At 31.4% G+C, this 20,899-nt stretch carries 22 protein-coding genes and 1 pseudogene; 8 read left to right on the top strand and 15 right to left on the bottom strand.

The genetic code is table 11. From position 1 onward, the window contains the following. Window positions 1-205 precede the first annotated feature (205 nt). The 6 genes and pseudogenes from QZ286_RS08275 to rpmH form a co-directional block, all read right to left on the bottom strand. A pseudogene (locus QZ286_RS08275) lies at window positions 206-682 on the bottom strand (RNA-guided endonuclease InsQ/TnpB family protein); the annotation flags it as partial. Window positions 683-736: 54 nt separating this feature from the next. Then, window positions 737-1,495 carry a R3H domain-containing nucleic acid-binding protein gene (locus tag QZ286_RS08270; RefSeq protein WP_291256488.1) on the bottom strand — a complete coding sequence of 253 codons (759 nt, stop codon included), beginning with the start codon at window positions 1,493-1,495 and terminating at the stop codon, window positions 737-739. A 4-nt stretch (window positions 1,496-1,499) separates the two neighbouring features. Next, complete coding sequence (locus tag QZ286_RS08265) at window positions 1,500-2,120, bottom strand: YidC/Oxa1 family membrane protein insertase (RefSeq protein ID WP_291256487.1); 621 nt, start codon at window positions 2,118-2,120, stop codon at window positions 1,500-1,502. An 8-nt stretch (window positions 2,121-2,128) separates the two neighbouring features. Continuing rightward, window positions 2,129-2,371, bottom strand: coding sequence for a membrane protein insertion efficiency factor YidD (yidD, locus tag QZ286_RS08260; protein WP_291256486.1), 243 nt, complete (start codon window positions 2,369-2,371; stop codon window positions 2,129-2,131). Between the two features lie 11 nt (window positions 2,372-2,382). After that, complete coding sequence (rnpA, locus tag QZ286_RS08255; RefSeq protein ID WP_291256485.1) at window positions 2,383-2,721, bottom strand: ribonuclease P protein component; 339 nt, start codon at window positions 2,719-2,721, stop codon at window positions 2,383-2,385. Between the two features lie 77 nt (window positions 2,722-2,798). Continuing rightward, window positions 2,799-2,933, bottom strand: a complete 135-nt coding sequence (gene rpmH, locus QZ286_RS08250) for a 50S ribosomal protein L34 (protein ID WP_005886225.1) — start codon at window positions 2,931-2,933, stop codon at window positions 2,799-2,801. Window positions 2,934-3,683: 750 nt separating this feature from the next. On the opposite strand from rpmH, the gene QZ286_RS08245 reads away from it, so the two are divergent. Next, window positions 3,684-5,489, top strand: a complete 1,806-nt coding sequence (locus tag QZ286_RS08245) for a replication initiator protein A (RefSeq protein WP_291256484.1) — start codon at window positions 3,684-3,686, stop codon at window positions 5,487-5,489. A 66-nt stretch (window positions 5,490-5,555) separates the two neighbouring features. Here QZ286_RS08245 and QZ286_RS08240 read toward each other — a convergent pair whose 3' ends face one another. Next, window positions 5,556-6,089, bottom strand: a complete 534-nt coding sequence (locus QZ286_RS08240; RefSeq protein ID WP_291256483.1) for a cupin domain-containing protein — start codon at window positions 6,087-6,089, stop codon at window positions 5,556-5,558. A gap of 417 nt (window positions 6,090-6,506) precedes the next feature. On the opposite strand from QZ286_RS08240, the gene QZ286_RS08235 reads away from it, so the two are divergent. The 7 genes from QZ286_RS08235 (at window position 6,507) to QZ286_RS08205 (ending at window position 13,837) form a co-directional block, all read left to right on the top strand. Further along, window positions 6,507-7,544, top strand: coding sequence for a PTS sugar transporter subunit IIC (locus tag QZ286_RS08235; RefSeq protein WP_291256482.1), 1,038 nt, complete (start codon window positions 6,507-6,509; stop codon window positions 7,542-7,544). Continuing rightward, window positions 7,544-8,767: an L-serine ammonia-lyase, iron-sulfur-dependent, subunit alpha gene (locus QZ286_RS08230; RefSeq protein ID WP_291256481.1), complete on the top strand. Its 1,224-nt coding sequence runs from the start codon at window positions 7,544-7,546 to the stop codon at window positions 8,765-8,767. Before QZ286_RS08235 ends, QZ286_RS08230 begins: the two co-directional genes overlap by 1 nt. Before the next feature lie 191 nt (window positions 8,768-8,958). Next, entirely contained in the window at window positions 8,959-10,107 is a 1,149-nt protein-coding gene (gene fucO / locus QZ286_RS08225; RefSeq protein WP_291256480.1) for a lactaldehyde reductase, read from the top strand. Between the two features lie 159 nt (window positions 10,108-10,266). Then, window positions 10,267-11,166, top strand: a complete 900-nt coding sequence (nadA, locus tag QZ286_RS08220) for a quinolinate synthase NadA (protein WP_291256489.1) — start codon at window positions 10,267-10,269, stop codon at window positions 11,164-11,166. Window positions 11,167-11,168: 2 nt separating this feature from the next. Next, window positions 11,169-12,479, top strand: a complete 1,311-nt coding sequence (locus QZ286_RS08215; protein WP_291256479.1) for an L-aspartate oxidase — start codon at window positions 11,169-11,171, stop codon at window positions 12,477-12,479. Next, window positions 12,463-13,314: a carboxylating nicotinate-nucleotide diphosphorylase gene (gene nadC, locus QZ286_RS08210; protein WP_291256478.1), complete on the top strand. Its 852-nt coding sequence runs from the start codon at window positions 12,463-12,465 to the stop codon at window positions 13,312-13,314. Before QZ286_RS08215 ends, nadC begins: the two co-directional genes overlap by 17 nt. Before the next feature lie 13 nt (window positions 13,315-13,327). Beyond that, window positions 13,328-13,837, top strand: a complete 510-nt coding sequence (locus tag QZ286_RS08205; protein WP_367243735.1) for a transcription repressor NadR — start codon at window positions 13,328-13,330, stop codon at window positions 13,835-13,837. Between the two features lie 51 nt (window positions 13,838-13,888). On the opposite strand, the gene QZ286_RS08200 is transcribed toward QZ286_RS08205, so the two are convergent. The 8 genes from QZ286_RS08200 to QZ286_RS08165 all read right to left on the bottom strand — a co-directional run bounded on the left by QZ286_RS08200 (window position 13,889) and on the right by QZ286_RS08165 (window position 20,807). Then, the gene (locus tag QZ286_RS08200; protein ID WP_291256476.1) at window positions 13,889-14,890 is read right to left on the bottom strand and encodes an RnfABCDGE type electron transport complex subunit B; all 1,002 of its coding nucleotides are present in this window, start codon (window positions 14,888-14,890) and stop codon (window positions 13,889-13,891) included. A gap of 18 nt (window positions 14,891-14,908) precedes the next feature. Further along, complete coding sequence (gene rsxA, locus QZ286_RS08195; RefSeq protein ID WP_291256475.1) at window positions 14,909-15,493, bottom strand: electron transport complex subunit RsxA; 585 nt, start codon at window positions 15,491-15,493, stop codon at window positions 14,909-14,911. Between the two features lie 2 nt (window positions 15,494-15,495). Beyond that, a complete protein-coding gene (rsxE, locus tag QZ286_RS08190; protein ID WP_291256474.1) occupies window positions 15,496-16,104 on the bottom strand; it encodes an electron transport complex subunit RsxE in 609 nt (202 codons plus the stop codon). Then, window positions 16,104-16,637, bottom strand: coding sequence for an RnfABCDGE type electron transport complex subunit G (locus tag QZ286_RS08185; RefSeq protein WP_291256473.1), 534 nt, complete (start codon window positions 16,635-16,637; stop codon window positions 16,104-16,106). The genes rsxE and QZ286_RS08185 overlap by 1 nt, the downstream gene beginning before the upstream one ends. Next, on the bottom strand, window positions 16,627-17,571 hold the full coding sequence (locus QZ286_RS08180) for an RnfABCDGE type electron transport complex subunit D (RefSeq protein ID WP_291256472.1): 945 nt from the start codon (window positions 17,569-17,571) through the stop codon (window positions 16,627-16,629). Before QZ286_RS08180 ends, QZ286_RS08185 begins: the two co-directional genes overlap by 11 nt. A 43-nt stretch (window positions 17,572-17,614) precedes the next feature. Then, the gene (rsxC, locus tag QZ286_RS08175) at window positions 17,615-18,925 is read right to left on the bottom strand and encodes an electron transport complex subunit RsxC (protein WP_291256471.1); all 1,311 of its coding nucleotides are present in this window, start codon (window positions 18,923-18,925) and stop codon (window positions 17,615-17,617) included. Between the two features lie 94 nt (window positions 18,926-19,019). After that, window positions 19,020-19,580 (bottom strand): aminoacyl-tRNA hydrolase, encoded by a 561-nt coding sequence (gene pth / locus QZ286_RS08170; protein ID WP_291256470.1) that lies wholly within the window; start codon window positions 19,578-19,580, stop codon window positions 19,020-19,022. An 18-nt stretch (window positions 19,581-19,598) separates the two neighbouring features. Further along, window positions 19,599-20,807, bottom strand: coding sequence for an L-serine ammonia-lyase (locus QZ286_RS08165; protein ID WP_291256469.1), 1,209 nt, complete (start codon window positions 20,805-20,807; stop codon window positions 19,599-19,601). Window positions 20,808-20,899: the final 92 nt, after the last annotated feature.

The raw sequence follows: 20,899 nt of genomic DNA, 5'->3' as shown, positions 1-20,899 counted from the left end.
TAAAAATATAGAAATTTGTTTATTTCCTTCTTCTCAGAGTCCGATTTTGCCATAGCTACTTTCGTTTTATATAACTCTCCAAAGGCTTAAATTCGGATACAACGAATCCTACATATTAGCATTTTCTTGTTTGTGAAATTACGCTAATTTATACATAGATAAATTTAGTGAAGCATTATAATCTCTATCAATTATCGCTCCACAATTAGGTTATATATTGTCTAAACTTATGAAAACATTGTTTTCTTACTGAATCTGATAGATACTTATTTTTCATCATTCCAGAAACATTCAAATCTTCTATTACAATTCTATATGGTTTGGTTTTCACTATACTTGTCGTAACTTGATGAAGATAGTTATTTTTAATATTTGTTAGTTTCCTATGTATTAGTTTAGTTGTATTTTCTAATTTCTCTATATTTTTAGTTTTTATAAATTGACAACGTCCACCTCCTTCTTTTTTAATTTTATTCATCTCATATTTTCTACTTATTTGTCTTTGTTTCTGTTTTAATCTTTTTTCTAATTTTGTTACTTTTTTAGTTTTATTAATATTTTTAAAAATTTTTCCATCTGAACAAATAGCTAAATCTTTTAATCCTAAATCTACACCTAATGAAATATCTGTTAATTCTTCTTGCTTTTTATCAACTTCCACTCCAACAGATAGATACCAATATTTATTATCATAAGTAACTCAAAGTATTAATTATTCACAACAGATTTAACACTCCTATTTTTTTCTCTTAATTACAATATATCTCTTTGGATCTCTTCCCTCACTATAAGTATCTAATTCAGGATATCTATTAATTACTTCGTGAATTATCTTTCTCTCTCTTGGTGGCATAGGATTCAATCTCACTGGTCTAGTAGTTTTTAAAGCTTTTTCTGCCATTTTCTTACCAAGCTCTCTCAATGTTTCTGTTCTTTTAGCCTTAAATCCCTCTACGTCAACCTCTATTCTATACTCCTTCATAAGAGTATTCAATAGATATTCAAAACTATTTAATGTCTTCCCTTTCTTACCAATGATAATTCCGTTGTCTTCTCCATAAAGATTAACTAAATAATTTCTGTCATTTATTCTATCGACTTCAACATCTAAAACCAAACCAATATTTTCTAAAAGCTCTTCTGCTTTAGCTTTTATCATATCAGTTGCATCTTTTCTCTCTTTTTTAGTCTCCTTGACCTCTGACTTTACTTCAACATCTTGTTTTTTCTTAGTCTCAGTCTCTTTAACTGTCTCTTTTTCTACTTTTATTTCAGTTTTCTTAACTTCTTTTTTTACTTCTTTTGCTTCGGCCTTTAAGCTTTTATCTATCTCAATTTCATAGATCCCTTCTCTGTTAAATAAACCTAAAAAAGATCTACTCTTTTGTTTCTCAACTACTTTTTTAACTTGTTCAGGAGTTGCTTCCATAATTTTTAATGCTCTAGTTATAGCTTGTTCCTGACTCATAGCCTTTATCTCTATCACATTACTCATACAATTAATCTCCTTTTTTCATAATCAAGTATTGTTGTACTACTGAAGCAACACTTGATGTTAACCAATAAATTTGTAATCCTGCCCGCATTTGGTAAGATATAAACACCATCATTAGAGGGAATATATACATCATATTCTTCATTTGAGGATTATCTGATGATCCCATTAATTTTTGTTGGAAAAATGATACTACTCCATTTAAAACAGGTAATATATAATAAGGATCTGGATCAATTAATTGCATCCATAAAAATGTAGATTCCTGAGGAACATTTGCAGGATTTCTTAATACTCCATACAATACCCATAGTATAGGAAGTTGTATCAATAATGGAAGACATCCTCCCATAGGATTAACTTTATGTTTTTGATATAACTCCATAGTTTTTTGATTTACCATTTTAGGGTCATTTTGATATTGTTGTTTAATCTTTTCAAGTTCAGGTTGTAATGCCTTCATACTCTTCATAGATCTATCTTGTTTTAAAGTTAATGGAAGTAATATAATTTTTATAACTATTGTAGCTAATATTATTGCCACTCCAAAGTTTCCTGTTAAGCTATGCATTAAATTTAAAAGAGCAGAAATAGCCCCCGTTAATAAACCATAAATATAACTCATTAATCCTCCTAATTTTTTCTCTCACATTTTTTCTCTTTTTTTTCTGGCACAGGATCATACCCACCAGGATGAAAGGGATGACATTTCAAGATTCTTCTCACACCTAAATATCCACCCTTTATTATCCCAAATCTCTCTATTGCCTCATAAGTATAAGCTGAGCAAGTGGGATAAAATCGACAATTTTTGCCTAAAAATATAGATATATACTTTTGATAAAACTTAATCAATAAAAGTATAATTTTTTTCATAGTTATTTTTCCTATTTAAATAATTTAACATTTTTAAGAACTTTATTCAAATCTTTTTCAATATCAAAAAAACTTAGTTTTTTAATATTCTCTCCTGCAGTTCTTTTAGCCACAAAAATAATATCACAACCATCTTTTAAATTTTCTTCATTTTGACGATAATATTCTCTAAACAATCTTTTTAATCTGTTTCTACAAACGGCATTTCCAGTCTTCTTACTTACAACAAAGCCACATCTTTTTAAATTACTATCATTTCTCTTAAAAAAAATAAGAGAGTAATAACCAAAACTTTTTCTTCCCGAATTGTAGATTATTTGAAACTCTCTGTCTTTCTTCAAATTATTCATGATTATTATTCTCCTAATAATACGCTATTTCCGATAAAAGGCTCTTGTAAAAACCCGGTGATATATAACACCGGGTTCTATGCTGATAATACTTTTCTACCTCTAGCTCTTCTTCTTTTTAATACTTTTCTACCGTTTTTAGTAGCCATTCTAGCTCTGAACCCGTGATCTTTTTTTCTCTTAGCTTTATTTGGTTGGTATGTTCTTTTCATTCTTTTTCACCTCCGAAAAAAATTCTATATTTCAGATAAAAATTTTATAGTATTTTTGTCATTTTGTCAAGTATTTATTGAAAAATATCAAAAAATAAAAAATAACAAACCATAACCTAGTATGTTTTTTTGTATATTGTTTTTTGTTTTATGTACAGACCAAGATAAAAATTTTTTTAAAAAGAGCCCTTATTTTTCAAGGGATAAATGAGAATTATCTCAAAAAAATATTAATGATCGTATACAAAAGCTAAAACCTAGATATTATAAAGGATCTTAAAGATTAAGATAAAACCAATCCTCTATTTATGAGACTTTTATACATAATAAAAATATTAATGTTCATATACAAATAAAGAAATACCTATTTTTATTGGAGTTTAAGATAAAATACAAATAAGAACCGTTGAAAAATAAGGATAGATATAAGTATTTAAATATTATTGTTTATATACATTAGGAAAGAGTCTCAATTTTACTATATTCCTATATGATATTTAACTATTCATCAGTGAAAAAATCTAGAAAAATTGGACTTCTTAGAAAAATAACTTTTATTAATATTCATATACATATTTTAAAATCCCTATTTTTATTGAGTTTTCTTTAGAAAGAAAAGTTATATGAAAATTACTAACTCAATAAAATAAAGGTTCATAAGAATATTATATAATTTTAAAAATATTATTGTCAATATACATAAAAAATGGTATATTATTGATTATATACATTTTTGAAGGAGATAATTTTATGAAAAAAGACGAGAAAGCAACTTCAGATGAATTAGATAGTTTTAATATTGTCAAAACTGGATCTTTGTTAGAGGACATTAAAAAAGTTGAGGTTAAACTGAATGAAGTTCCAGACATTGAAGTAAAAGAAGTAGTAATAAAAGAGACTGGAAATTTTTTAAATCTAAAAGATAATATAATAAATATTCCCGTAGAGATGATTGTTTTTCCATTTTTTACTCCTCAAAAACAGAATAAGAGAATAAATTTTCAATACTCATTTGAAGATTTAGGGGTTACAATGTCATGTACATTGATAGCTAAAGACAGTAAAGATAAGGTTTTTCAACCCTCTATATTTGAAGAGAAGATATATACATATTTGATCTCAATGTATGAATTAAAAAAGGAGATCAATGATACAGATGACTATATAGAGTTTGAAATTTCAGATTTTATTGTAAACTTTTTAGGGAATAAGATGAACAGAACCTATTATACCAAGGTTGAACAAGCATTGAAAAATCTAAAGAATACTGAGTACCAATTTGTAGTTTCAAATCATACGAAGTTAGGAAATTACAAGTTTGAAGATGAGGAGTTTAAACTCCTAACTTATCAAAAGTTAGAAAAGGGAAGAAAAAAATATTATAGAGTGACTCTAAATAAAAATATCAGACAGAAGATAAAGGATAAGAGATATATTAAATATAATTCTAGATCCTTATTAGAGATACTTACAAAAGATCCTATAGCTGGAAGAATCTATAAGTATATCAGTAAAATAAGATACGATAAAGATAGAGATAGAATGAATTTGAGAACTCTAGCTGCAATTATCCCTCTAAAAACTGAACAAGTAACAGAGAGACTAAACAAAAATGGTGAGATGAAACAGTATGTTCTTTGTAGACTAAAACAGGTATTAAAAAGAGTTGAAAAAGCCTTCGATGTACTGGTGGAGTTAGGGTATATTTTAAACTATACATCACAATATACCAAAGAGGAGGATACTTACTATTTAGACTATATTTTTAATAGAGAAAAAGATGGAAATTGTCATGTTTCAACATATATTGAAAATAAAACAGTTCCAACTTCAAATGCTAAGAAAAATATTTACTATAACAAAAATGATAGCATAGAAGATGCTGAAATAGTTGAATTTGAAAGTGAAAAAACTCCTATTAAAGAGAGTGTGCTTGTAAAAACAACGAAAAAAGTTACAGATACTACTGAGTTTACAGATGAGATACTAGATAGAATCAAAAAAGCAAAAAGAAATATCTATGTACAAAAAGCTTGGGATAAGAGAACTGACACTAAGATTAAGAAGATCTTTAAAGAAGAGGGAGAGGAAAAAACAAAAGAGGTTTTAAATATTCTGTATAAGAATTTAACTGGAAATATAAAAACAACACTAGTACAGTATATAAATGGAGTATTAAAAAATCTATCTGCCAATGAAAAAAATAACAATAAGCAGAATTTGACTCTATTCTCTAACATTTTAAAAGAAAAGGGACTAAAAAGTAAAAAACAAATAAATCAAGCTAGAAGAAACCAAAAGAAAACTGTATTAAACAACATTTCGGAAATAATGGATGAGAAAAATGTACCTAAGAGTATTATAGAGGAATTTGAAAGTTATGATGAGTATGAAAAATTAAAAATAGAGGAGAAAGCTTTAGAGCTTTGTTCTAATGAGATGGGAGTAGATATTAACTTCTTACTAGCAATGAAAGTGAAAACACGTTCAATATATATAGGTGCAATAAAAGATTATATAGAGAGAGTTATGAAAGAGGAAAAGGAAGAGAAATAAAAATTCAATGTATATAATCAATAATAAAAAACCAAACTTCATTGTTTGGTTTTTTTTACAATATATCTATTTTTTACTAGAAACCCAATAGACAATAGATGATACTAAACCTGGATTTCTATATCTATGAGGAGTGTTCTGTTTGATAAAAATTGAATCTCCTTCATATAAGTGATATAGAGCACTATCTAATTCTATCTCTAACTCTCCCTTGATAACAATACCAATCTCATCATAACTATGACCCCAAGTCATATCACTAAAAGAACTCTCTTCATCAATTGTAATTGCGATTCCATTCAAGCTAGCTTTTTTATTCAATAAACTTTCAACTTTTATGTTTGTTTCAATATTTTTTAAAATCTCTTCTCTTTCAGTAGCTCTAGTGATTGGATTAGTACCAACTTCTTCATCAAGTATCTCCATTAGATTTATTCCTAAAGCTGAACATATCTGCTGTAAATTATTAATTGATGGGCTATTAAGATCTCTTTCAATATTACTTAAAAATCCGATCGAAAGCCCAGTAATTTCTGATAATTGTTTTAAGGTGTAGTCCTTATTCTTTCTAATTGCTTTAATTTTTTCCCCTAGTTTCATTAACGGCTAGTCCTCCAATTCAAAAAATCTAATCATTAAAATTATAACATAAAGATCAATTAAAGTAAATTCTAAAAAGCCAAAAAAGGAAAAAATAGTGAAAAAAATTACAATATTTTAAAACAAAAATATTAAAAAATTTTCAAAAAAATGGAAGTTTAGTATAATGAAAAAAATATTATTATAATAGAGGAATTATATATAATCAATGGTTTATTAAACAATAAAAGACTGCAATAAATGCATTTTATGAATAAAACATTTCATTAAAGTGAAAAAAATCTTGAAATATTTTAGATGTTGTGTTATACTTTTTATGTATTTAAAAAAACGATAATATACGTAAAGAGAACGAAACATATCGTAAAGTTATATTTAATTTTTGTAAAGTAAAATCAAACAAAGAAGGAGAAAATGATGGACGTTATTAAAGGAGTAGTTTTATTATTTGTGGTTTTAGGAGGATTTTCATTATTCAGTATGAAAGCACCAAGAGGAATGAAAGCTATGGGAGCTTTAGCAGGAGCAGCAACAGCAAGTTTCCTAGTAGAAGCATTCCAATTATATGTTGGTGGAGATCTTTTTGGAGTTCCTTTTTTAGGAGAAGTTGGTAAAGCAGCGGGATCAATGGGAGGAGTTGCAGCAGCAATATTAGTACCACTAGCATTAGGAGTTAACCCTACATATGCAGTATTAACTGGAATTTCATTAGCAGGATTTGGAACGACACCAGGATATGGGATGTTACCAGGATTTTTAACTGGATATATATTGTCATTTATTATACCAAAAATAGAAGAGAAAATTCCTCAAGGATTAGATTTAATATTTGTAATTTGTTTTATGGCACCATTAGCTAGATTAATAGCATCAGTATCTAACCCTATAGTAAACTCTACTCTATTAAATATAGGAAGAATATTAGAATCTGCATCACATTCTAGCCCAATTTTAATGGGAGTTATCTTAGGAGGGGTAATAACTGTAGTAGCAACTGCACCATTATCATCAATGGCTTTAACAGCTATGATGGGATTAACAGGTGTACCTATGGCAATTGGAGCATTATCAGTAATGGGATCATCTTTTATGAATGGAGTATTTTTTCACAGAATGGGATTTGGAGATAGAAAAACTACAATAGCAGTAGCTATAGAGCCATTAACACAGGCAGACGTAATTTCAGCAAACCCAATACCAGTTTATGTAACAAACTTTATAGGTGGAGCATTAGCAGGAGTTATAGTAGCTCTTTTCGGACTTGTTAACAATGCAAAAGGAACAGCAACACCAATAGCAGGATTGATGGTAATGTATGGTTTCAATGATCCAATTACAGTAACAAAAGTTGCTTTAATGTGTGCGGCTTCAGGAATACTAGCAGGATTTGTAGGATCATTAATATTCAAAAATTATAAAATTAAAACTGTAGAAGAGATAAGAGGTAAAAATTAATGGATAGCTTAAAGGAATTATTTAAAATAGGATGTGGACCTTCAAGTTCTCATACAATGGGTCCAGAAAGAGCAGCAAAGAAATTTAAAGCAGAAACTGAAGGAGCAAACTTATATATAGTTGAGCTTTATGGAAGTTTAGCAGCAACAGGTAAGGGACACTTAACAGACTGGATAATAGAGGAGACTTTAAAACCTGTTAAGACAGAGATAATCTGGATGCCAGAGTTCATACATGAGTATCACACTAATGGAATGAAATTCATAGCTTTAGATAAAGATGGAAAAGTTATGAAAGAGTGGTTGGTATTCTCTGTTGGTGGAGGAACTATAAAAGAACTTACTGATAAAAGAAGTGGAGCAGGACAATGCTATAATCTAAATAAAATGGATGATATTATGGCATGGTGTAAAGAGAATAATAAAGAGTTATGGGAATATGTTGAGTACTGTGAAGGACCTTCTATTTGGGAGCATTTAAAAAGTATTTTAGATACAATGAATGCTGCTGTAGATAGAGGAATAAGAAAAGATGGAGTTCTTCCAGGAAAATTAAGATATAAAAGAAGAGCGAAAGAGATTTTCGATAAAATTGACAAGAAAAGAAATTATCTTGTGTTGACAAAGAAGATTTTTGCATATGCTTTAGCAGTATCAGAGGAAAATAGTAGTGCTGGAACAATAGTTACAGCTCCAACTTGTGGAGCAGCTGGTGTAATACCAGGTCTTTTAAGAGCTCTTATAGAGGAGTATCAATTAGATGAGACAACAGCATTAAGAGCTTTAGCAATAGCAGGATTAATTGGTAACTTAATAAAGGAAAATGCTACGATATCAGGAGCTGAAGGTGGTTGTCAAGCTGAGGTAGGAGCTGCTTGTTCAATGGCTTCAGGAATGGCTGTATACATCTTAGGTGGAACTACTGAGCAGATAGAGTATGCTGCAGAGATGGGAATGGAGCACCACTTAGGAATGACTTGTGACCCAGTTGGTGGATATGTACAAATTCCTTGTATTGAAAGAAATGCAATTGTTGCAGTAAGATCTTTAAATACAGCTGACTATGCTCTTTCAACAAATGGAGATCACACAATAAGTTTTGACCAAGTAGTTATAACAATGAAAGAGACTGGAGTAGATATGTGTTCTGCATATAAAGAGACATCTACTGGTGGTCTAGCTAAATATTACGATAAATTTTTAAAAGAAGATTCAGAAAATTAATTGTATATAATCAATAATAAAAACACAAGATATTGTGTTTTATAAAAAGAGATTAAACTATATCTAAAATTTTTATTCAGATGATTTTAGATATAGTTTTTTTTATCTAAATTTTCTCTGTTTAGTATTGACAAATTGAGAAAAAAGGGGTATTTAAAGAATAGGGATATAAAAATAATGGGAGGGAAAAAATGGCAAGATACATATTGAATGAGACAAGTTATTTTGGTTTAGGAAGCAGAGAGAATTTAGCAACTGAGGTAAAGGCAAGAGGGTATAAAAAAGCCTTACTTGTAAGTGATAAGATACTTGAAAGCTGTGGGGTATTGGATAAGGTAAAAAAAGTATTAGATGATGCTAATATAGCATATTCAGTATTTACAGAGATAAAACAAAATCCAACAGTTAAAAACTGTAAAGATGGATTAGCAGCATTTAATGCTGCAGGGGCAGACTTTATAGTAGCAGTAGGTGGAGGATCAGTAATTGATACAGCTAAGGCTATAGCTATTACAAAAAATAACCCAGAGTTTGAGGATATTAAATCTTTAGAGGGAGTAGCACCTACACACACTAAATGTGTACCTATAATAGCTCTACCTACAACTTGTGGAACAGCTGCAGAGGTAACAATTAACTATGTAGTAACTTTAGAGGATGAAAATAGAAAGATAGTTTGTGTAGATCCTAAAGATATACCATTGGTAGCAATAGTTGACGCTGAATTGATGTTAACAATGCCAAATAAAACAATAGCAGCAACAGGAATGGATGCTTTGACACATGCAATTGAAGGATATATTACAAAAGGGGCTCATGTAATTTCAGATATGTTTGAGATAAAAGCTATAGAATTAATAGCAAAACATCTAAGAGGAGCTGTAGCTGATAAGAATTTAGAGGATATGGATGGAATGAGTATAGCTCAATATGTAGCAGGAATGGGATTCTCAAATGTAGGATTAGGAATAGTTCACTCAATGGCACACCCATTAGGAGCTGTATATGATATACCTCATGGAGTAGCTAATGCACTACTACTTCCTACAGTAATGGAGTTCAATATGTCAGCTTGTATAGATAAATATGGAGATATAGCAAGAGCTATGGGTGTAGATACAACAGGAATGAGCAGAGAGGAAGCAGCTCAATCAGCAGTAGATGCAGTTAGAAAACTTGCTATTGATGTAGGAATACCACAAACACTTAGAGAGATTGGAATACCTGAAGAGGGATTACCAAAATTATCAAAAGATGCTTTAGCAGATGTTTGTACTGGTGGAAATCCAAAAGATGTAACTTTGGAAGATATAGAAAAACTATATAATAAAGTATATTAATATGTATATAAACAGTAATAAAGAAACTTTCTTCAGTCATTCTGAAGGAAGTTTTTTTATTTATTTCACTAAAAACTTGAAATTACTAATTTAATTTGCTATACTTTTAACTGACAAGACAACTGTCTTTACATATTGTATACAGGAGGAAAGATGAATATAAAAGATGAGATAAATAAGTTGAAGAAAGAGAAAAATGCAGTAATACTAGCACATTACTACACTAGAAACGAAGTTCAAGAGGTAGCTGACTACATTGGTGATTCATACTATTTAAGTGAAAAAGCACAAGAACTAAAAGAGGATATTATAATAATGTGTGGAGTATATTTTATGGGAGAGAGTGTTAAATTATTAAATCCTAATAAAAAGATTTTAATTCCAGATATGAATTCTGATTGTCCTATGGCTCATATGGTTACTTTAAAGCAGATTGATGAGATGAGAAAGAAATACGATGACTTGGCTGTAGTATGTTATGTAAATTCAACAGCTGAGATAAAGAGTATGAGTGATATATGTGTAACATCAGCTAATGCAGTTAAAATTGTTGAAAAGTTAGAGAATAGGAATGTATTTTTTATTCCTGATAAGCATTTAGGAAGTTATGTAGCTACTAAGGTTAAAGATAAAAATATTATTTTAAATGACGGATATTGTCCAATACACCATACTCTGTTAAAAGAGGATGTAGAATTATTGAAAGAGAGATATCCTCAAGCTAAGGTATTGGTTCATCCAGAGTGTAGAAATGAGGTAGTACAACTAGGTGACTTTGTAGGGAGTACATCTGGAATTATCAACTATGTAAATAAAAGTGAGAATAGTGAATTTATAATCTGCACTGAATTAGGTATTTTATATGAATTGGAGAGTGGAAATCTAGATAAAAAATTCTATTATCCAGAACCTAAGATGGAGTGTTTAGATATGAAAAAAATTACTTTAGATAATATATACAAAACATTGAGTGAAGAGGAAAATGAGATTATTATAGAGAGTAATATACAGGTAGAGGCAATAAAACCTTTGAAAAAAATGTTACAATTAGGGAGATAAAGATGAAGAGAGAATATGATGTTATTGTTGTGGGGACAGGTGTTTCAGGTTGTTTTACAGCTTTGCACCTCTCATCAAACTTAAGGATACTGCTAATTACTAAAGAAAAATTAGAGGAAAGTGACTCTTTTTTAGCTCAAGGTGGGATATGTGTATTGAAAGAAAAAGATGATTTTTCAAGCTTTTTTGAAGATACTTTAAAAGCAGGGCACTATGAAAATAATAAAAAATCTGTTGAGGTGATGATAAATTCATCTCAAGATATTATAAGGGAATTGATTGATTATGGTGTAGATTTTAATTCAAAAGATGGAAAGCTTCTATTTACTAGAGAAGGAGCACATTCTAAAGAGAGAATACTCTATCATGAGGATATAACAGGTGAGGAGATTACAAGCAAACTATTAGCTCAGGTAAAGAGAAGAGAGAATATTGAAATAGTAGAAAAAACAAGTATGTTGGATATTATCAATAATAATAATAGTTGTGAAGGAATAGTAGTAAAAGATTCAAATGGAGAGATATTCAATATTTATTCCAAAATGGTTGTTTTGGCAACTGGGGGAATAGGGGGTATATTTGAGAATTCAACTAACTTTCCACATCTAACTGGAGATTCTTTAGGAATTGCTTTAAAACATGATATAAAAATAAAGGATATTAGCTATATACAGATACATCCAACTACACTCTATTCTGAGAAGAAGGGGAGAAGATTTCTTATTTCTGAATCTGTAAGAGGTGAAGGTGCCCTCTTATACAATCAAAAATATGAAAGATTTACAGATGAATTACAACCTAGAGATGTTGTGACAAAAGCTATATTGGAACAGATGAAAAAAGATGGTGGAAAGTTTGTATGGCTTGATATGAGACCGATTATGAAAAAGGGCATAGATATCAAGGAACGTTTTCCTAACATTGTTAAAAGGTGTTTAGAAGAGGGATATGACCCAGAGAAAGAGTGTATACCAGTAGTTCCAGCTCAACACTATTTTATGGGAGGAATAGAGGTGGATTTGAAAAGTTCTACATCTATGAAAAATCTCTATGCAGTGGGAGAGACTAGTTGTAATGGTGTACATGGAGCTAATAGGTTAGCAAGTAACTCTTTATTGGAGAGTCTAGTTTTTAGTGAGAGAGCAGCTTTGGATATAAATGAGAGATTGCTAAAAGAGGAGTTTTATCAACACAGTATTGATGAAAAAGTGGAGAGTAGAGAGCTATCTTTTGAAGAGTTAAAAGAGGAGCTATTTATAGCAATAGAAAAGGATAAGAGAATGAAGGAGAGTAGGAATGGATTTAGTAACTAATAAGATAAATGTAGATGATTTGATAATTATGGCACTGAAAGAGGATGTTCCTAATGAGGATATAACTACTAATTCTATCATCAAGGATAGAACTTTGGGAAAATTTACATTGATTTGTAAACAGGATGGAATTTTGGCAGGAATAGAGGTTTTTAAAAGAACTTTTGAGCTTTTGAGTAATGAGGTTCAATTCAATATCAACTATAAAGATGGAGATATTGTAAAGAAAGGAAATATCATAGGAGAGATAATTTCAGATATTAGAGTTTTATTAACAGGGGAGAGAACAGCTTTAAACTACTTGCAACATATGAGTGGTATTGCAACTTATACTCATAGTATGGTAAAATTATTGGAAGAAAGTGGAATTAAGTTACTCGATACTAGAAAGACTACTCCTAATATGAGAATCTTTGATAAATATGCTGTAAAAGTGGGTGGAGGTCACAATCACAGATATAACTTATCTGATGGAATTCTACTAAAAGATAATCATATTCAGGCTGCTGGTGGAGTTGGTAAAGCTATAAATTTAGCTAAAGCTTATGCCCCTTTTGTAAGAAAAATTGAAGTAGAAGTTGAGAATTTGGATATGGTGAGAGAGGCTGTACAAGCTAAGGCTGACATCATAATGCTTGATAATATGGCTCCAGATATGATAAAAGAAGCTGTTGAGATAATTGATGGACGAGCAGAAATAGAGTGTTCAGGAAATATAACAAAAGAAAATATTGAAAAATTAAAAGGAATAAAAATAGATTATATTTCAAGTGGAGCATTGACACACTCAGCACCTATTTTAGATTTTTCTCTAAAAAATCTTCAACTATTGTAAATGAAAGGAGAAAATTTTGACAGGTAAAGAGAGACGTAAAAAGATTTTAGAATTGATAAAAAATACAACTAAGCCTATATCAGGAACTGAATTAGCAAAATTGTTAGATGTGAGTAGACAGGTGATAGTTCAGGATATTGCACTGTTAAGAGCAGAGGAAAATGATATCTCATCAACAACAAAGGGATATGTACTAAAAACTTCTGAAAATTGTAGAAGAGTGTTTGAAGTTATGCATAGTGATGAGGATACTGAAAATGAATTGAACCTAGTTGTAGATTTGGGAGGAACAGTTTTAGATGTATTTGTTACACATGAGATATATGGGGATATAAGAGCTAACTTGAATATCACTTCAAGAAGAAAGGTTAGAGAGTTTATAGAAAAATTAAAAACTAAAAATATATCTCCACTAAAAAATCTTACATTGAGTAAACACTATCATACTGTTGAAGCTGAGAGTGAAGAGATTTTAAATCTGATTGAGAGTGAATTAAAAGAGAAAAAATTTATAGTTGAGTAAAATTACAAAAGGTGCCCTAAATAGAGCACCTTTTATAATTACTTAATCAACTTATTTTAATGTATCAACAACATTCATTTTTATAGCTTTGAACTTACAAGTATCAAAGCAGATTCCACAACCAACACATTTATCAGTTATTACGTGGTGTTTCTCTTTTACAGCTCCTTCGATAGCTCCAACAGGACACTTTCTAGCACAAGCTGTACATCCTTTACAGTTGTCTTCTATAATTTCAGCTTTTTTAATCTCTTTAATATCGCTTACAATAGCCTTAGTAGGACACTTAGTAGCACATATTCCACAAGAGATACATTTAGCTGGATCTATCTTAGCAAGGTTGTTTTCAACTGTGATAGCTCCAACAGGACAGTTCTTAGCACATATTCCACAACCGATACAAGCTACAGAACAAGCTTTCTTAGCATTAACACCTTTTTCTTTAGAAGAACAAGTAACAGTAACTTTTTTACTTTGTGGTAACATAGCTATTACCTTCTTAGGACAAGCTTTCTGACAAAGTCCACAAGAGATACATTTATCCTCGTCAACTTCAGCTATTCCATTAGCATTAACTTTAATAGCTCCAACAGGACAAACTTTTTCACAATCTCCATGACCTAAACATGAGTAAACACAAGACTTGTCTCCACCAGCATAAAGCATCATAGCAGCACAAGTTTGAAGTTCTCCATCAAAATCATATATTTTAGAAGTCTTAGTGTTGTCACCTTGACATAAAACTCTAGCTACAACTTTTTCACCAGAAACATCTACAGATGCTCCCATAATCTCTCCAATTTTTGCCGCTACAGCAGCTCCACCAGGTGCACATAATGACATAGGTGCTCCCTCTTCAACTATTGCAGCTGCATATCCAGAACATCCTGGATATCCACATCCTCCACAGTTTGCTCCAGGAAGAATTCCACTAATTGCTTCTATTTTAGGATCTACTTGAACTTCGAATTTAATTGAAGCAAAAGCTAGGAAAAGTCCCATTGCAAGTCCTGTTAACCCCAGCACAATTGCTGGTATTAATATCGCTTCCATATTTACCTCCAATAATTATTAAATTTTCATACCACTGAATCCCATAAATGCCATAGCAAGTAAACCTGCACAGATGAAGGCAATTGGAATTCCTTTAAATGGTGCTGGGATAGCAGAATACTCTATTCTTTCTCTTATACCAGCAAGTAGAACCAATGCAAGTGAGAATCCTACTGCAACTGCGAAACCATTTACAAGAGTTTCAATAAAGTTGTATTCAGATTGAATATTGATGATTGCAACCCCTAGTACAGCACAGTTTGTAGTTATAAGAGGTAGGAAAACTCCCAACGCTTTATAAAGTGATGGTGATGTTTTAGCAATAGCCATCTCAACGAATTGAACTAATGCTGCAATTATTAGAATAAAAGCAATAGTTTGTAGATATTCCAATCCAAAAGGAGCTAATATAAAATGATAAACAAGCCAAGTTACTGCAGATGCAATAGTTATAACGAATGTAACAGCCATTCCCATTCCTAAAGAGGCATCAACTTTCTTAGAAACTCCCATAAATGGACAACATCCTAAGAACTTAGCAAAAATAACGTTATTTATAAAAATTGAACCAATAATGATACTAAATAAACTACCAAAACTCACGATTATCCCTCCTTACTCTTTTTCATATCAAGATAGTTAAGGAAAGCTTTGATGAAAGCAATTGTAATAAATGCTCCAGGAGCTAGTATGAATATAAGAGCTGGTGAATATGATTCAGGTGTAACTCTTAATCCGAATATAGTTCCGTTTCCTAAAACCTCTCTAATCATTCCTAAAACTGTTAATGCAAGAGTAAATCCAAGTCCTGATCCAATACCATCTAAGAAAGATGCGAATACTCCATTTTTAGATGCAAAACTTTCAGCTCTTCCAAGTACAATACAGTTAACAACGATAAGAGGAATAAATAGTCCTAGTACCTTATATAAATCAGGAGTATATGCTTCCATAACCATTTGTACTATAGTAACTAGAGAAGCAATAATCATAATATATGCTGGTATTCTAACTTGTGAAGGAATAACATTTTTAAATGCAGATATAAGTAGGTTAGAACAAGCAAGAACTGCGATAACAGCTAATCCCATAGATAGACCATTCATTGCTGAACTTGTAACTCCAAGTGTTGGACATAGTCCTAAAAATAGTACAAATATAGGGTTTTCTTTAAAAATTCCTGATAATATTATTTTTCCATAATTATTTTTCATTATTTACTCACCCCAGTTTCATAAGCTTTTAAAGCTCTTATAAGTCCTGTATAAACAGCGTTAGGAGATATTGTAGCTCCAGCAAAGGCGTCAACAGATTTATTAAATTCATAAGAAGAATCTTTTCCAATCCAGTGATCTTGCCACTCTATTCCAGCTATTTTAGCTCCTAGTCCTGGAGTTTCAGCTTGGTTAATAATTCTTACTCCAGCAATTGTACCATCTAAGTTAATTCCAAGAGTAAATGTGATATTTCCTGCATATCCAGGTTGAGCAACTGCAACAACATATCCAACTTTATTTCCATTAGCATCATATCCAGGAATAAAAGATAATTCTTCCACACTAGTTGCTTCCTCAGCTTTAAACTCATTAGCTAAAGGTAAAACCTGTTTTTTAGCTTCATTTTGTGCTCTTTCATTATTTTGAGCAATAACAACTTTAGTAAAATCATTAACTAATCCTAAGATTCCTGCTGAGACTGCAGCTATAACTAATAGAACTAGTCCATAATGTACAAATCTATTTTTCATTAGCTTTCACCTCACCAAATTTTTTAGGTTTAGTATATCTATTGATTAGAGGTACAACTCCGTTCATAATTAAGATAGAGTATGCAACTCCCTCAGGATATCCACCTTTCATTCTTATCATAGAGATTAGAAGTCCTAATAGTAAAGCATAGATTATCTTACCTTTGTTAGTGTAAGGACTTGTAACCATATCAGTAGCCATATAGAAAGCTCCTAAGAAAAGTCCTCCAGATAGTATATGCATTACAGGATCTCCACCCATAGCCCAAGTTAAAACGAATACAGTTCCAATTATAATTGCAGGAACTTTCCAATCAATTTGCTTTTTATAGATTAGGTATATTCCACCTATTAATAATGCAAGTGCTGAAGTCTCTCCTAAACATCCACCCATTCTTCCAATGAAAGCTTGTAAATATTGGTTTCCACCTTCTAATAGAGCAGAATCAAGGTTAATACCTCTCTTCATAGCATCAAGTACTGTAGCTCCAGCTTTTCCATCATAAGCAAATGTAGTGATAGCTACTGGCCAAGATGCTTGAACGAAAGCTCTTCCTACTAAAGCAGGGTTGAATACATTGTGTCCAAGCCCTCCAAATACCATTTTACCTAAACCAATTGATATCAGACAACCAACAACTACATATTGTAGTGGCATAATAACTGGAATTACAAAAGCAAATAATATACCTGTAATAATAGCACTTCCATCAAATATAGATGGCTCTTGTCCCATTACTTTTTGACATAAATACTCTGTAACCATACAAGTAAGTATAGATACAGCAGTTACTATAAATGCTCTTATACCAAATACATAAACAGCAAATAGAAACGCTGGTATTAATGATATAATTACATCATACATTACTTTTTCAACTGTTTCTGATGTTCTTATATGAGGCGATGGCCCCATCTTTAAAATATTAGTCACTTTACCCTCCTGTAACTTAATAACAATTTAGTTATAATTATTTCTATTTTTTCATTGCTCTTAATTTAGATTTTCCTATTTTAATAGCTTCAGTTAGTGGTCTATTAGCTGGACAGATGTATGCACAAGATCCACACTCAATACAATCCATTAAGCTGAATTGTCCAAGTTGTTCCCATTGCTCAAAAGCAGCAAGTCTTGCAAACATAAGAGGCTCTAATCCCATAGGACAAGCTTCTACACACTTTCCACACCCAATACAAGATTTAGGTTTGTAAGGATTTGTTTCCTCTCTAGTAAGAGCTAATAGTCCAGAAGTTCCTTTTATAACAGGGGCATCTTCAGAGAATTGAGCCATTCCCATCATAGGTCCTCCCATTACAAGCTTATCAACTATCTCTCTATTTACTCCACAATAATCCAATAGATAAGAGAATGGTGTTCCAATAGCTATTTTAACGTTTTTAGGTGTAGCAATAGCTTTTCCTGAAACAGTAACAACTTTCTCTATTAATGGGATACCATTAACGATACCATCATATATAGCAGCAGCAGTACCAGTATTTTGAACTACAACTCCAACAGCAGATGGAAGTTTTCCAGATGGAACCTGTCTATCTAGAACAGCCTTAATAAGTTGTTTTTCTCCTCCTTGAGGGTATTTTGTTTTTAAAGGTGCTATCTGAATTCCAGTTCCTTCAGCAACTTTTTTCATAGAAGCAATAGCTTCAGGTTTATTCTCTTCAATACCTACTATGGCATTGTTTATTCCAAGAATTTTCTTTATAATTTGGATACCGTTTATTATCTTTTCTGGGTGCTCAAGCATAAGTCTGTTATCTGAGTTTAGATAAGGCTCACACTCAGCTCCGTTAAGTAATAGAGTATCAATTTTAGCATCAGCTGGTGGATTAAGCTTGATATGAGTAGGGAAACTAGCTCCTCCAATACCAACGATACCTTTCTCTCTAATCATAGCAAGTAGATCTTTTTTGTCAGCAGCTTCCCAGTTTTCGATTTTAGGTAGCTCTGCCCAAGTCTCTTGTTCATCATTTTCAATAATGATAGTTTTAATTCTTCCCATTAAAGGAAAAACATGTTCTTCTATCTTCTTGATTGTTCCACTTACTGGAGAGTGAATAGGTGATGACATAAAAGCTTGAGAATCAGCTATTTTTTGTCCCTTTAAAACCTTGTCTCCAATAGCTACAGTTGGATCTAGTGGTGATCCGATATGTTGTAATAATGCGATATACAACATTTTTGGTGCTTTCAGTTCTTCAACAGCCATATTTTCTGTTTGAATTTTATTTTCAGGTGGATGCACTCCTCCTCTGAAACCAAAAAATTTCATACAAAATCTCCTTTCAACTTTAAAGTTAATTACTACTAAACTAAGTTTATCATATTTATTACTATTTAACAACATATTTTCGATATTTTTTTAATCACTTTTTGTTATATTTTTGCATTATTTTTCCTAAATCCAGATCTAAAGCTATGTCTATGGCACATTTAGTAGCTGTCTCAATCATCAATGTTACCTCTTTTTGTTCACTTTTATCAAACTGTCCTAGTACAAAATCAATAGTATTGTCCTTTCCTCTACCTATACCACATTTTATACGTAAAAATTGATCTCCAAGATGTGATATAATCGATTTTATACCATTGTGCCCACCAGAACTTCCCTTCTCTTTTACTCTCAATTTTCCAACAGGAAGATCCATATCATCATAGATAACAATTAACTCTTTTTTTGGATCTATTTTATAAAAATTAACAACTTCTATGATAGAATTTCCACTTAAATTCATAAAAGTTTGTGGTTTTAAAAATAGTATCTTCTCACCATCAACTATCTTTTCACTTAAAAGTCCTTGAAATTTCTCCCTTTCATTTGTTATTCCAAGTTCTTTTTGAAGTTGATTAATTACTTCAAATCCTATATTATGTCTTGTTTTTTCATATTTATTCCCTGGATTTCCAAGTCCAACAATCAGTTTCATTATTTTGTAATCTCCTTTTTAACATTCAGCATTAAATGTAAATTTAGCTAAACCACCCAATGAAGTTTCTCTATATTCCTGTTTTAAATCCTTACCTGTTTCTCCCATAGTTCTAACAACTTGATCAAATGTAACCTTATGTTTTCCATCAGTGTATAGACTGTAAGCAGCAGCGTCTAAAGCTCTAGCAGAAGCAGCAGCATTTCTCTCTATACAAGGCACTTGAACATATCCACCTACAGGGTCACAAGTCAATCCAAGATGGTGTTCTAAAGCCATCTCTGCAGCATATTCTATCTGAGCAAGAGATCCACCTAAAAGGAAACAAGCCATAGCAGCAGCCATTGAACAAGCAGAACCTATCTCAGCTTGACAACCACCTTCAGCACCTGATATTGTAGCATTCTCTTTGATCAAGTTTCCAATAAGACCAGCTACAGCTAAGCTTCTTAAGATCTCGTCTTCACTTAGATCATACTCCTCTCTCATAGCGTATAAAAGTCCTGGGATAACTCCACAAGCACCACAAGTGGGAGCAGTAACAACTCTTCCTCCAGCTCCATTTTCCTCTGAAACAGCAAGTGTATAGGCAAATATTCTACCTAAGAAACCACCTCTACTGTGATTGTTTCTAGCCTTTCTATAGAAGTTAGAAGCTTTTCTAGGGTATTTTAAACTTCCTGGAAGTATACCAGTTGTAGAGATTCCCTTTTCAACTGCAGCTTTCATAGCCTCCCAAATCTCTTTTAGGAATGGAAAAATCTCCTCTCCTTCACACTCTACTACATACTCCCAATACTCTTTTTGATTCTCTTCACACCACTGTTGAATGTCTTTCATAGTATTTAAAGTATATACAGATAGAGCTCCTTTTCTCTCTTGGTAGTGCTCCATTATAGTTCCACCACCAACAGAGAATACCAACCATTCATCTATCTGCTTATTATCTTTGTCAAATGCTTTAAAAAGCATTCCATTAGTATGGTATCTATGAACAATTTCAGGTTTCCAAACTATATCAGTAGGAATAGGTTTCATAGTCTCAATTATTATCCAGTCAGTAAGATGTCCTTTACCAGTAAGTGCTAGAGAACCATATAGTTCAACTTCAAATTTTGTGGCATTTGGATTTTTTGCTTTAAATTTTTTAGCTGCTCTCTCTGGACCCATTGTATGAGAACTTGAAGGCCCGTTTCCTATCTTAAACAACTCCTTTAAACTATCCATTCTAACCTCCTTAAGTATATAAAATTTTTGTTAACCATTTAAAAAAAAGTGAAGAAAGCTAGAAAAACTCCTTTTCAAGCTTTTTTCACTTT

Source organism: Fusobacterium sp. (genome assembly GCF_019012925.1).
GTDB lineage: Bacteria > Fusobacteriota > Fusobacteriia > Fusobacteriales > Fusobacteriaceae > Fusobacterium_A.
This window is presented reverse-complemented; position numbering and strand designations above follow the sequence as displayed.

Bases quoted from the DNA above. Each gene is read 5' to 3' on its own strand.
- QZ286_RS08215 (WP_291256479.1), top strand. From the start codon at position 11,169: ATGAAGAGAGAATATGATGTTATTGTTGTGGGGACAGGTGTTTCAGGT.
- QZ286_RS08165 (WP_291256469.1), bottom strand. From the start codon at position 20,807: ATGGATAGTTTAAAGGAGTTGTTTAAGATAGGAAACGGGCCTTCAAGT.
- rsxC (WP_291256471.1), bottom strand. From the start codon at position 18,925: ATGAAATTTTTTGGTTTCAGAGGAGGAGTGCATCCACCTGAAAATAAA.
- fucO (WP_291256480.1), top strand. From the start codon at position 8,959: ATGGCAAGATACATATTGAATGAGACAAGTTATTTTGGTTTAGGAAGC.
- rsxE (WP_291256474.1), bottom strand. From the start codon at position 16,104: ATGAAAAATAATTATGGAAAAATAATATTATCAGGAATTTTTAAAGAA.
- QZ286_RS08245 (WP_291256484.1), top strand. From the start codon at position 3,684: ATGAAAAAAGACGAGAAAGCAACTTCAGATGAATTAGATAGTTTTAAT.
- QZ286_RS08200 (WP_291256476.1), bottom strand. From the start codon at position 14,890: ATGGAAGCGATATTAATACCAGCAATTGTGCTGGGGTTAACAGGACTT.
- QZ286_RS08235 (WP_291256482.1), top strand. From the start codon at position 6,507: ATGGACGTTATTAAAGGAGTAGTTTTATTATTTGTGGTTTTAGGAGGA.
- pth (WP_291256470.1), bottom strand. From the start codon at position 19,580: ATGAAACTGATTGTTGGACTTGGAAATCCAGGGAATAAATATGAAAAA.
- QZ286_RS08270 (WP_291256488.1), bottom strand. From the start codon at position 1,495: ATGAGTAATGTGATAGAGATAAAGGCTATGAGTCAGGAACAAGCTATA.
- yidD (WP_291256486.1), bottom strand. From the start codon at position 2,371: ATGAAAAAAATTATACTTTTATTGATTAAGTTTTATCAAAAGTATATA.
- QZ286_RS08185 (WP_291256473.1), bottom strand. From the start codon at position 16,637: ATGAAAAATAGATTTGTACATTATGGACTAGTTCTATTAGTTATAGCT.
- rpmH (WP_005886225.1), bottom strand. From the start codon at position 2,933: ATGAAAAGAACATACCAACCAAATAAAGCTAAGAGAAAAAAAGATCAC.
- QZ286_RS08265 (WP_291256487.1), bottom strand. From the start codon at position 2,120: ATGAGTTATATTTATGGTTTATTAACGGGGGCTATTTCTGCTCTTTTA.
- QZ286_RS08240 (WP_291256483.1), bottom strand. From the start codon at position 6,089: ATGAAACTAGGGGAAAAAATTAAAGCAATTAGAAAGAATAAGGACTAC.
- QZ286_RS08230 (WP_291256481.1), top strand. From the start codon at position 7,544: ATGGATAGCTTAAAGGAATTATTTAAAATAGGATGTGGACCTTCAAGT.
- rnpA (WP_291256485.1), bottom strand. From the start codon at position 2,721: ATGAATAATTTGAAGAAAGACAGAGAGTTTCAAATAATCTACAATTCG.
- nadC (WP_291256478.1), top strand. From the start codon at position 12,463: ATGGATTTAGTAACTAATAAGATAAATGTAGATGATTTGATAATTATG.